Consider the following 12,671-nt stretch of genomic DNA (forward strand, 5'->3'; position numbering starts at 1 on the left):
AGATAAGAAAAACAAAAAACTCAGTAATACTACTGAGTTTTTTTATGTTGTAAATAATATGCTATTGCGATATATGCGAGGGAGATTCCGGATAAGTTTGCCATTAAATCGACAAAATCAAAACTACGATGAAGTGATGTTAAAATACCTTGCAAAATTTCGATAAGAAAACTTACCAAAAACGGAATTATCATCAAGCGCAGAGTTGTTATTTTGTATGCGACAAATAACAAAATCGTCATCATCCCAAACATTCCACAATGTACAATTTTATCTAAATTATCAATCTCCAAAAAGATTTCTAATTCTTTGATTGTGCTTAATTTCGAGAAATTTTCTTGTGGAAGTAGCGTCAGATAAAACACCAACGCTACATATGCAAAGAATATTATTTTTTTTGTCTTATGCACCAATTAATTCTCCGTAAGCAGCTGCGTCTAATAAAGCATCTAATTGAGAAGCATCTTCAATTTTTACTTTGATAATCCACCCTTTTCCGTAAGGATCAGTGTTGATTAATTCTGGCTCACCTTCTAATTCAGTGTTAAATTCTACAACTTCACCGCTAATTGGCATAAATAAGTCAGAAACTGTTTTTACTGCTTCTACTGTTCCAAATACTTCTTCTTGACCTAAAGTTTCTCCTTCTGTTTCTACGTCAACATAAACAATATCTCCTAACTCTCCTTGTGCGAAAGCTGTAATACCGATTGTTGCTACATCTCCTTCTACAGAAATCCACTCGTGATCTTTACTGTACTTTAAATTGTTTGGAATGCTCATAATGTTTGTTTTATTGTTTTTTTAATTTCCGAATGTAAAGGTAGCACTAAATCCGGCACGAATTTGAGAAATTGGAAAAGCTGTTGAAATTTTATATTTACTCATCATCTGATCCCAATAGAATCTCAAGTTCAAATTCTTACTTACGTTATAATCTGCCGTTATCTTAAACGTCATAATTCGCTGTCCACCTGTAATTTGCGAATCTCCATAAATACTTGTTGGTACGTTTGGATTTTGTACGTCATCAAAGTTATAAATTACTTTTCGAATTGTTGTTTGATTATCTCTTAATGAGAAATCTCCACGAATATTTAAGTCACCTTTGATTGTTTTCTGATTTCCTTGGTAACGAATCTTCATTTTGAAATCTTTGAAAATATACCCAAATCCAATAATATATTCAGATCCATAATCTTCTGTATACGTATAATTTGTTGTACTTAATGATAATAAACGATCTCTGTTATATTGTGCACGTAATTGCATACTGTTACGGAATGTTAAATCCACTCCCAATAATGGTGAAAATGATTCGATCATCGTAACCGCTCCATATAAATTCTGTGTATAGAAGTTTCCGTTTTCATCTTTACCAGTCACTTGTCCACCACCCATAATTCCTGTATCTAACATAAAGTTTGGATTGGACTGAATACCAGTTGTTGTATATGTCGAATTATATGAACTCGAAACCTCAACATTATCAAAATATTTATTAATAATTGGAACAGATTTCAATCCTGTGTACGTTACGCGCCAATTCGGAACTGGAATAGAACGATTGTACCCTAACTTAGACGAACCTGCATCTTTTCCTTGGACTGCCGCTAAAAAGGCTGGTAAAAGTACATCAGAACTTCTTGCATTAAATCCTTCATAATAACCCAATCCATCAACATTTCCACTACCTCTTTTCTGTGCTAAACGTCCAGAAATAGTTTTAGTATTTGTTAGGAATTGCTCAAAAATTGCATCTCCATCTTTGAAAGCTGTTTTGATATTAACAGTTGAAATATTAAGATTTGCTAATTCATCGATGTAAAGATTTTCGACTGCTAAATTAAATCCTGAATGATAAATACGACGATCTTTTGTGCGTTTTGCATTCAAATCAATTCGTAAATCTGGAATAGGCTCAATTAAAGCAGTTCCATTAAAATCAGAACCTTTTGTAATTTGATACGCATCTGTCATCAATTCATCACCAACAATCAATCCTCTTTCGACTAATTGTCGTTTGATATCGAATTGCGTTCCATAAACAAAACCTAAAGTTGGTCCATTTTTACCATCAACACCAAAGAAACCTGGCTCATACAATAATCCTGGAATTACAGCTCCATTTGTCTGATTATACGTAAAATTAGCACGCTTTAGTGATGATAAAACCATCCAACCATAATCTTTTGCTGTAAATTTATGTTTGAATTTATAAGCTGATTTCTTATTTGTACGACGTTTTTTAGCAAATAAATTTGTATAAACTGTATTCAACGAATCTATTTCTGCTCGACGTCCTTTTAAGATCGAATCGTAACGTTTATATCCTTTAAATTCTGGATAAAATTTTGCAAAATCTAAATCTCCCATCAAGTTGATCGAATTCGAGTTTTGAGCTGTACCTCTACCTAAATTCGCAATTCGTGTTGATGTAGAACCATCAGGATTTGTAACTTCTGTCTCAAAATTTCTGTAAGCTGTAGAAGTTGCAATCCAGTTATAATTCGAAGTAAATCCAGCTTCAACATTCATCCAATTTAAATATGGGAAGAATTTTAAAGGTAATTTATAATTCACCTGAAATTGTTGATCATACTGAACTGGACGTCCAATTGTGAACATATTTTGCCAAATCATATCTTGATCTGCACGCTGGAAAGTTGTTCCATCATTCAATGTCATTGTCGAAGATGTTAAATCTAAACGCAACGATTTTGTCAAATCAAAACCTAAATTATATTGCCAATTGAACAAGAAATTGTTACTATATGTCGGACGAATTAAACTCGATGAGCTTCCTCCACCTAAATATTGACTGATATCTCGATATTGTCTTTCACTGTAGGTACGCGCAATCTCTGTACGGAAAGAGAAACGTGTTGGCAAAGGATTCACATTAAATTCACGAATAAATTGTAAATATTTTCCTGATTCCTCTTTTGGTTGAACCGCACGCCATTTTTTGAAAGGCTCGTACGATTTTCCTCTAAATCCGTAATTATAATTAATCGACGCTCTTAATTGTTGGTTGATGTTATATTGCGTGTAAATATCACGGTAATAATTATCCGAATACATCATCGAAACTGAAAAGTTAGATGGATCATAGAAACGAACAGGGTTGTTGTTATTTGTTGATCTAACTTTTCGAATATTATTAAAAGCAAAACTTTTGAACTGCGTATAAGTACGAACAACTTTTTCTAATTCAGCTTTATTAGGCGCTTCATCAAAAATAATATCATTGTCTAATGGATTATATTTTGGATCGACAAAACTTTCCTGAATTGTAAAATCGAACGGAATTTCCATTCCCCATTTCTTTGGTAAGAATTTGTCTAATTTTACTTGTGCATTCAACGCATATTGTAATGATTCGTCCTGATTACGATTTGCAGGACCTTGATCTATCGCACCAAAACCTACAGAACTTGTGCTTCCAGAAACTTGTACATTCGCAAAATCACCTAAATTGAACTGCACATTTGCTGAAGCTGCATAACCACCTTGGTTATCAATTTCGCTTAAACGAAGTTCATTTACCCAAAGTAAAACTTCTTTATCAGACGGTCCAGAAGTGTTACGAACCCCAATCATAATTGAAGAGACATTACCCAATGTTGGACGACCTTTTACATAAACCGTTTTGTTTGGATTCTCTTGATCAAAAGCAAAATTGAAACGTTGCAATGTACTGAAACCATCAGCATCCCTTTGTTTTTTAGCATCTGTAAACAAATCTGTATTCAGATCGATAAAGTTTTCATCTGGCCAAACTGTGCTTTCTGTTGCAGAACTTTGTGGCGTATATTTCAACGGCATTTCATATTCATAGTAATTATCTGTATAATCACTACCTACACGAATAAATAATTTTGTACCATTATCAATCGCATTTGACGCTCTATCTAATAAGTTTTGAGCAGATACAAACATTTGCAACTTTTTGTATCGACGCAAATCTAAATTTGTATTCTTAAAAATAGCTTTTGAAGTACTTCCTGGTTTAAACTTCGCCTTCAATGTCATCGAAGCTTCGTTCTGAGATTGATATCCCGTTGTTCCTTGAGTTTGTTCACGATAAACTCCAGGAGGAATCATATAACGAGGACGATCTGTACCATTTCGTTCGATACTTACCTCACCAATTTCTAAATCATCAATATTTTTATCCTCCTCATAACCTTCTTGATTACTAATGATATAAGGATAAATGTTTTTTGTATAACGACGCCATTCAGAACGAACTAAATCAAAAGTACCAAAACGTAGAGTTGTTTCTTCCTCGAAACCTCGCATCACCATACGCATAAAACGAGCAGCTGTTAACACACTTTCTGCTTGTGCAATAGACGCATCATTGTTTAACTCTTCTACTCCATCTCCGTCAAGATCTAAATCAAAGTTATCAACAGGAATACGAACTTGATACCATTTTACATCATGTTTCGTTTTGTCAGGAAATTCTCCCTGAACCGTTTTTCTTGCAACAATAAATTTATTGTTTGGATCTTCTAACGTTTGACGGTTAATTTTTAATGTATACTGATTATAGTTTTCTGTCTGATCTAAATTGAAATCACCATTAATATCTTCTGTATCTGGCGTTAAAGATGATGCATGTAAAGGATTATCAGTTGAATTATTTCCTTGTGGATTTCTGAAATAACGGTAACGATCTTGAACCGTATTCCCGATTGATGCACCTCTAAAGCGATCATCTAAGAAGAATAAATAATTATCATTTGCAGGATCTAATTCTCCTGTCACTAAATTATTACTCGTAATTCCATAACGTTGCGCTTCTTCCTCATCTGTTAATCCATTATAACCCAAATCTTGTTGTTTTCGGGCAGCTCCATCCGTATCAAAAGCATATAAAATTGGATTTAACTGAGGTGTTAATCCCCATTTAGAAGCAACAGTCGCCGCACCATTTCCAGAATGAGGCAATCCATTTTCGTACATCATTTCGCCGTCTTTTAAGACGTCTTCTGAAACATTTCCTAAATGTACCAATAACTCTCCTTCTCCACCTTTTCCATCTGCATAAGGATCCATCATCCAAAACTCGATGTATTCCACATTCGAATCTTTGAAGTTAGAAACTGAAATAGGACGCATAATTGCTCCCCAGTTTTTCGTATCTACTGCATTTGGATTAACATTATAAGGTCCACGTTCTTGCGGATAGAATGTCATATCAAATGTGCTGATGTACGAATTTGTACCAGCCATTACATCACGTTGATCAAAAAGCTCTTTTAACTTAATGCGACGTGCCATGTGTGTTGACATTTGTTGATCTGTTAAAGGCGAACTTCCTCCCATACCATAAAAACGCGGATCAATAGAATACCATGATAACATACGACGACCATTGTTGAATGATAAATCGTCATTTTTCATTCCATTTGGGAAGAACGGGTGGTAACCAGAAGCAGAATATCCAGCAGGTTTTCCTGGTGTTGATCCAAATTTCCATGAACCAACATCTAATAAACTAATGCGCGATTGTGCATCTTCGAAATCGTCTATATAAGAATAACCTCCTGTCACTTTGTTCATTCCTGGCATCAAATAAGCCGCCTCTGCCTGAACACTAATGTTCGACATTTGGTCCGTTTTGATTCCCGGAATTTTATTTGTTAAACGAGTTAACCACTCAGCTTCTGAGTTATATTGTGTATTAAGTCCAACAATTGTGTTATTCACAGGTTCTGAACCAAATTGTGTTTTTTGCGTAACTGGACGTTCTTGGTAATTAATTAAAGTTCCGCCTAACATAAACTTATCACTAAATTTATGCTCGACATTAATTCCCATGAAACGTTTTTTCTGTAAATTAAATGTAGATTGATTTTCTAAAGAAACATTAATTGGTGCTCCAGAATTTTTCAATTGTTCATTAATGATTTTTACACGCCCCAACTGATAATCTACCGTATAATCTACGCCTTCCGTCAACGTTGCTCCACCAGAAGTTACTTTAACAGAACCTTGCGGCACATTGAAAGCGCCCAACGGAATACCATCTGTCACCGTTCCTTTGTAACGACCTTCTAACGTATAACGATTAGCTAATTTTTCGCCAGAAAGTGTATTTGGTAATTGACGATAAATTTGATTAAAAACATATTCTTCATTTTGACCTTTTAATTTATTGCTCAAATATTTACCAAAAGGTTCAACAGAAGTGAAAATAATATTTCCTCTTTCTGTATCAATTGTTAACCCTGGTTGAAAATCAAATAAACCATCACCTTTACTTCCGTCAGGATTTTGTTGTAATTGTCCGTTCGAATTTAATCTATCCATGTTCAGAACTTGAATTAACGATTGTTCTGAAACAGCAGAATTTGGTAAGTAATTTAATTTTCCAGAAGATTGTTCACCATTATCCTTGAAATTAATATTCATCAAAAAATCTTCACTCGAAACACCATAAGCATTTAACGAATAAATATTTTTCATCATCAAATCCCACATTGGCGAAGCCACATTAACTGCAGAATTTGGTTTGATTAATTTCGCAATAATTGGTTTATCTGTCTCGCTCGACATTTGTCCAACTTTGTATAATTTTGTCGGATCAGAGCTTAACGAATATTGAAACGAAACCGCTAATAAATCTTCACCATCAACCAAAGGCGTATTCAAGGAAATGTATCCTAATTTTGGATAGAAAGTGAATTCGGAAGCATCAAGTTTACGAACATTTTCGTTGACGATAAAGTTTTCTCCATCCTGAAATTGTTCTCCATTGAAAGAATATCCGTTCAAATAACTTCTTGCATCACTAATCTTAGTAAAACCTTGAGAATTAATCTCATTAAATAAGGCATTACTACTATTTTGAGGCGCTGTATCACCTTCTGCAATATCTCGCAAAGCGATAATAGAACGTCTATTCTGTTGATTCCCTCCAGATTTATCAACTTTCCAAACCTCAATATTACTGATATTGATATTACTGTTAACTGCAGGATAATTTGCTAACGCTCTATCGTAACTATTTCTAAAAAATTGACCTAAGAAAAAGTGTCTATTGTATTCATATTTTTCGGCAGCGACTTTAAAATCAGTCATCACACCGCCACCTTGAACCACAATATTTTTAGATTCCGAACGTTGTTCTGAAAAGACAGCCGATACATTTGTACGACCGAATTTAAGATCTGTTCTAACTCCAAAAAGTGATTGCGCACCTGTAATCAACGAAGTACTAAGCGGCATCGAAATATTACCAACCTCTATATTTTGTAGAATATCATCTTCTCCTCCAAATGGATCCAATTTATTCCCCAAAGCCTTTCTCCACTGAAGTTTCATTTGATTTTCGAAGCCAAAACCAGCTTGCGTATCATAATTCACTTTCATCTGAAGATTTTCTCCGACTTTACCCAAAATACTCAATTGCATACGTTGATTAAGATCCATTGTAAGCGTTTGACGGTTTTGTGGCAACAACATTGGGTTATCTATCTTTTGCAAGAAAACACCCAATTCTAAATTTGCATAACCTTGCGGAATCAATGAGATTTCTGATCCACCAAAAATAGTTTCGAAAGCTTTCGATTTCACCTTAAAACTTGGTAAAATACTTCCTTCTTTTTTTCCTTCCTTATCTCCAAAACGTTCTTCACGATAAAATTGATCGTTGGTTTGAGATTTTGTACGGAAATAATTTTTCATGTCTTGATTCTGAACCAAAGTCAGGTATTCTTGACGTGTCAAATAGATAGGTTCGGAAACTAAACTTGTTCCAATTTGAGGATATAAAATATACTGACGCTTTATCGCATCATATTGTACATCGTATTTTATTTGATTATCTAAAAACAATCCACCTTTTTGATCTCGGATAGGAAACTTAAGCGTATCACTTTCCTGAGCCATAACATCGCTCATAGTTCCCATTGCAAAAAGGAAACACAAAGCTGCTATAGTAGAGCCTTTACGAATAGTTTTTGGTTCGTTATGAATCTTCATTAAATTTTCTTCAAGGTTTCTTTTACTAAGAATTCCACGTCTGCATCTGGCTGATCTTGTAGGATTTTGTCCATAATTTTCTCTGCAGATTTTTTAGGAATTCCTAAAACTTCTAAAGCAGATAACGCTTCATTCTTAGATTTATTTTTAACCGAAGTAGAATTAACATCTAATATTAAATTTTGATCCAATTTATCTTTCAAGTCAATGATAATTCTTTGCGCTGTTTTAGCTCCAATTCCTTTTACACTTTGCAATAATCTGGCATCTTCTTGAGCGATTGCAGTTGCAATTTCTTTGGAAGAAAGTGTCGAAATAATCATCATTCCAGAAGCTGGACCAACACCGTTAACACTAATTAATTTCTGAAAAATTTCTCGTTCTAGTTTTGTTGCAAATCCATAAAGTATATGCGCATCTTCGCGAACGATCAAATGTGTAAAAATTGTAACCAATTCTTCGTGTTCTAAAGTAGAATATGTATTTAGTGAAATATTGACCCAATATCCGACCCCATTGCAATCTATTACAGCATTTGTTGGATAAATCTCGATTAATTTACCTCTTAATTGTGTTATCATTTTGACGTTTATTTAGTTACACTACATATAGTGATAACGTCAAAAATACGATTTATTTTGTAAGGATGAAAGTATTGATTTTAATGAAAGCCTTGTCAAGATTTAAATCTTAACAAGGCTTCAATTGATTTGAATTAAATATTTTGAGAAATCAATTTTTAGTTTTTTAACGCTTTAATTTTCTCAATCATTCTTTCGGCATTACCGTTGGTTCCGCCAAGGCTGATGGCTTTGTTGTACCATTCTAATGCCAAATCGTATTGCTTGTTAGTTAGATAAGCTTCGCCCAAACTATCAGCAACACTTGAGTTATTTGGAAACTCTTTTACAACCAATTGAAATATTTTTATCGACTCATTTATTTTGCCCGCTCGTAGAAATTCATAACCCAAAGTATTAAGTTCGATTGGATTTTCAAAACTATATTCTTTTTCGGAAGTATTTTTCAGTTGATAATAATTTTCAATCGCTTTATTGACGTCGGTTTGTGCTTCTTTTCTTAAAGCTTGGTAAACCGATTTTTTAGGAATTTCGAATGTTTTTCCTAGCATAATATCTCGAATGACATGTCCCAAATCCCAAACTTTATTCCGACTGTTGGATGCTAAAATGATAACGACATCGTTCTTCATATCATTTAACACCAAAGATTCAAATTTATAGGAAACACCGTTATGACGCTGCAACTCTTCATCTCTAAAATAATCTCCAAATGATCCACCTTGATGGTCTTTTGTGTAGGGATTATTCAATAATGTTTCAAAAGATTTTCTAGAAATTAAACGATTATGATTTATCGCATCAATCCATTTGTACATGTCATTAGTATCCAACCAAAGCCAACCGCTGACAAATTCCATTTCTGGACACCGAACATTATCCATATCATAGCAAGACGTTCGATTTTTATAACCAAATTTCGGATCAAACACGGAATTGTTCATTTTCAAAGGTTTTATAATATTTTTCGTAACAAAATCTTGGAAAGTCATTCTTGTTATCTTTTCAATAATTCTTCTTTGTAAAAAAACATTGCCGTTATCGTATCGGTAATCCTTTCCAGGTTCAAATAACAATGTATCTGTTTTTCTCAAAATCTTCCACGCTTCTTCATCGTTTTTCGGGACAATTAATCCATTTTCTATTCTGGGAATTCCGCTAGCATAATTAATCAAATGTCTGGTTGTTACTTTTTCCGACCATTTCGGCAAATCCAAATTATATTTCGAAATCGGGTCATCAAGCTTAAGTTGACCACGTTCTACCAACATCAAAATCGCAACTGCATTAAACTCCTTTGCAATAGAACCAAAATTGAAAATTGAATTTTTCGTTAAAGATTTTTTCTTCATTTCATCAATAAAGCCAAAGGGATTTTTGATAGATAATTTTTCCTTTTTTGGCAACCAAAACATTTCCATTGAACAAATCTTTTTCGTAGGATTTAGTCATTAGTTCATTAATTTGATTGATTTCTGTTTTTTGTTCAACCGGCTTTTGAGCTGAAAGAAAATTGGAGAATAAAATACTTCATGATATTAAGACAATTATTTTTTTCATTGTAATTATATTTTAAAAACTTTCTGCAAAGCTGATCTAAAAAGCGTTGATACACGACCGATTAAAAAAAATCGAACGCATTTTCAGCAAATAATTTTATTTTACAAAGCTTCCTTTCTGTAATCGGTTGGTGTTTTTCCTGTATATTTTTTGAAGGATGTATTAAACGAAGATTTGGAATTAAATCCAACTTGATACAAAATTTCCAAAACGGTCAACTCTTTTTGAGTGCAATCTTTTAGAATTTGTATGGCTTTTTTAATTCGATATTCATTTACAAAATCAAAAAAATGTTTGTCCATGTACAAATTAATCAAAGCCGATAAATCTTTCACAGGCATATTTAATTGCTCTGCCAAATTCTGAATCGTTAAAGATGAATCGAGATAAGGTTCATTTTTAACCATAAAATCTTTTAATGATTCTATTTGATTATTTTTTTCGACGTCGATTTCTAGTGTAGATTTTTGCTTTGGAATAGCTTCCTTAATCGGTTGCAAATTTTCATTAACTCCTCGGAAAAAATCAGGATTATTTAATGCGACAAATAGATACCAACAAGTACAAACAAAAAAAGAAAAACCATCTAGCATCACAATCCATTCCCTCAATTCGCCGAAACCGTAAGTGAAAGTAATCACCCATCTTATCAATACTAAAAAATGTACAACGTAATATAGAATGGTGATTTTGTAAAGCGCATTAAACTTAGAAATATCAGGATTTGCATAATTTTCGAAATAGACTGTTTTCGATTTTCGAATTACCAAAAATGAAGCAATAAAATAGATTTGAAAAAGAACTTCGAACAGAATATAAAAAAAATTCATTATCGGCGAATCATTCAACTCATTTATGAAACTAATTTTTCCAGCCCTATCTTGAAAATAAATTCCATATGCCATATACAAATTGAACGCAACGAATGGAATAGTGTGCCACAAATACTTCGGTTTTAAACGGAATTTGTTAAAACTAACCGACAAAACATAGAAATAAAATGTTGCTGGAGCCAAATAATTAAAACTCCAACGGAAAGCTTCTAGGTTGATGTAATTCACAGGAAAATCACGCATCAAAAACTTCAATCCATCTGCAGCAGTTGTAAAAAGAAAAAAAGCAAGTAAGCAATTTGAAAGTTTGTGCTTACTTTTTACAGTTACCAAAAACAAGGCAAGCACAAGAACAAGGAAAACTCCTATAAAAGCAGCGATTTCTTTAAAAGTAAATTGGTCCATTTTTGTAAAACAAAATTCAAAAATACTAACGCAATGATTCTTTAATTTTTATGCAATAAAGGTATTAATATTAGATTTAAAAACTTAAAATGTGAAATAAAAAACTCTTTTTCTTGTTGCGAATTATTTGAATAAAAAATGATAATCACATACAATGCTCATCCATTCCATTTAGCTGAAGTGCTTCTTTGGCTGGTGAAATGAAAGGAATGTTTAATTCTAATCCGCGAAGGATAAATAATACACCCAAAATAAGTGTGATAATTGGTAAGATTTTTAAGATAGTTTGACGTTGTTTCACTGATAAAAAATTACCAAATAAAACGGTGGCAAACATTAAAGGCAAGGTTCCAAGTCCGAAGAAGAACATGAATAGTGCACTTTTGTAAACTGATCCTAAACCAATGGCTGCTGTAAGTGAAGCGTAAACCATTCCGCAAGGTAAAAGTCCGTTTAATAGACCAACTATATAAAGAGAGGAAGAATCTTTCTTGATTAAGAATTTACCAAGAGAGAGTTTTACTTTTACCATCAAGGCGTTTACAGGACGAAGTTGCGTAGCACCATTTTCGTAAAATTTTGGAATCATGACCATAATAATCATCAAAACTCCAATCAAAATACTTAGATAATTTTGTAATCCAACAAATGAAAATGATTCGCCAATCAATCCTAAAATTGCACCTAAAATTGTATAAGTGGTTACACGTCCTAATTGATAAGTCAAATTACGAAGTGTAAATTTTAGTTTGTTTTGAGATTCTAATCCCAAAGATAAAGCAATAGGTCCGCACATCCCCACGCAATGCAGGGACGATGTAAGACCTATGGATAATGCTATGATAACTATTGTGAAATCCATCGAATGGACTTTTTAATCAAATAAGTTTGATTATTTTCTTTCCAGCTTAAAGTTAATTCGTATTCTCCATCAATTAACTTAACAGATGGTACTAAAAAATTCTTTTTATCAGATAATTTAATCGGCATTTTGACATCTTTTGTTTCGTCATCATTACGCATCAAAAAAATATCTCCTTTAAAATCGGAAGCAGTAGTTGCTGGAAATTTAAATAAAAATCCATTTGCTTGTACAATAACTTCTGGTTTCTCGGTCAAAGCATTTGCTCGTTTTTCTGCATTTATTTCATCCTGAAAATGAATTTCTTTTTCGTAATAATCCTCGGTTACCATTCCGCCTGTATCTCCTGCAAAATATAACAACGATAGAATGAATATCATAAAACATCCCAAAGCAATTGCTACATAATGTCCCCAATTTAACTTCATATGA

Annotated in this window: 8 protein-coding genes; all 8 read right to left on the bottom strand. The window is 33.1% G+C overall.

Features of this window, described 5'->3' with window-relative positions:
- Nucleotides 1-29 precede the first annotated feature (29 nt).
- The 8 genes from HXZ69_RS05555 to HXZ69_RS05590 all read right to left on the bottom strand — a co-directional run bounded on the left by HXZ69_RS05555 (nt 30) and on the right by HXZ69_RS05590 (nt 12,667).
- Entirely contained in the window at nt 30-410 is a 381-nt protein-coding gene (locus HXZ69_RS05555; protein ID WP_221854263.1) for a VanZ family protein, read from the bottom strand.
- Nucleotides 403-783, bottom strand: coding sequence for a glycine cleavage system protein GcvH (gene gcvH / locus HXZ69_RS05560; protein WP_038335019.1), 381 nt, complete (start codon nt 781-783; stop codon nt 403-405). Before gcvH ends, HXZ69_RS05555 begins: the two co-directional genes overlap by 8 nt.
- Nucleotides 784-804: 21 nt before the next feature.
- Nucleotides 805-7,998 (bottom strand): T9SS outer membrane translocon Sov/SprA, encoded by a 7,194-nt coding sequence (gene sov, locus HXZ69_RS05565; RefSeq protein WP_286495311.1) that lies wholly within the window; start codon nt 7,996-7,998, stop codon nt 805-807.
- Nucleotides 7,998-8,579 carry a Holliday junction branch migration protein RuvA gene (ruvA, locus tag HXZ69_RS05570; protein ID WP_219033851.1) on the bottom strand — a complete coding sequence of 194 codons (582 nt, stop codon included), beginning with the start codon at nt 8,577-8,579 and terminating at the stop codon, nt 7,998-8,000. Before ruvA ends, sov begins: the two co-directional genes overlap by 1 nt.
- A 158-nt stretch (nt 8,580-8,737) precedes the next feature.
- Complete coding sequence (locus HXZ69_RS05575; protein WP_286495312.1) at nt 8,738-10,000, bottom strand: serine hydrolase domain-containing protein; 1,263 nt, start codon at nt 9,998-10,000, stop codon at nt 8,738-8,740.
- 240 nt (nt 10,001-10,240) lie between these two features.
- Nucleotides 10,241-11,377, bottom strand: a complete 1,137-nt coding sequence (locus tag HXZ69_RS05580; RefSeq protein WP_286495313.1) for a helix-turn-helix domain-containing protein — start codon at nt 11,375-11,377, stop codon at nt 10,241-10,243.
- A 145-nt stretch (nt 11,378-11,522) separates the two neighbouring features.
- The gene (locus HXZ69_RS05585; protein ID WP_280051212.1) at nt 11,523-12,239 is read right to left on the bottom strand and encodes a sulfite exporter TauE/SafE family protein; all 717 of its coding nucleotides are present in this window, start codon (nt 12,237-12,239) and stop codon (nt 11,523-11,525) included.
- Nucleotides 12,224-12,667: a FixH family protein gene (locus HXZ69_RS05590; protein WP_286495315.1), complete on the bottom strand. Its 444-nt coding sequence runs from the start codon at nt 12,665-12,667 to the stop codon at nt 12,224-12,226. Before HXZ69_RS05590 ends, HXZ69_RS05585 begins: the two co-directional genes overlap by 16 nt.
- Between the last annotated feature and the right edge of the window lie 4 nt (nt 12,668-12,671).

The sequence above is a fragment of the Empedobacter sp. R132-2 genome (assembly GCF_030324375.1).
Classification (GTDB): domain Bacteria; phylum Bacteroidota; class Bacteroidia; order Flavobacteriales; family Weeksellaceae; genus Empedobacter; species Empedobacter falsenii_B.

Excerpts from the sequence above, each read along its gene's own strand:
- HXZ69_RS05590 (WP_286495315.1), bottom strand. The coding sequence starts at position 12,667 with ATGAAGTTAAATTGGGGACATTATGTAGCAATTGCTTTGGGATGTTTT.
- HXZ69_RS05580 (WP_286495313.1), bottom strand. The coding sequence starts at position 11,377 with ATGGACCAATTTACTTTTAAAGAAATCGCTGCTTTTATAGGAGTTTTC.
- ruvA (WP_219033851.1), bottom strand. The coding sequence starts at position 8,579 with ATGATAACACAATTAAGAGGTAAATTAATCGAGATTTATCCAACAAAT.
- sov (WP_286495311.1), bottom strand. The coding sequence starts at position 7,998 with ATGAAGATTCATAACGAACCAAAAACTATTCGTAAAGGCTCTACTATA.
- gcvH (WP_038335019.1), bottom strand. The coding sequence starts at position 783 with ATGAGCATTCCAAACAATTTAAAGTACAGTAAAGATCACGAGTGGATT.
- HXZ69_RS05575 (WP_286495312.1), bottom strand. The coding sequence starts at position 10,000 with ATGGAAATGTTTTGGTTGCCAAAAAAGGAAAAATTATCTATCAAAAAT.
- HXZ69_RS05585 (WP_280051212.1), bottom strand. The coding sequence starts at position 12,239 with ATGGATTTCACAATAGTTATCATAGCATTATCCATAGGTCTTACATCG.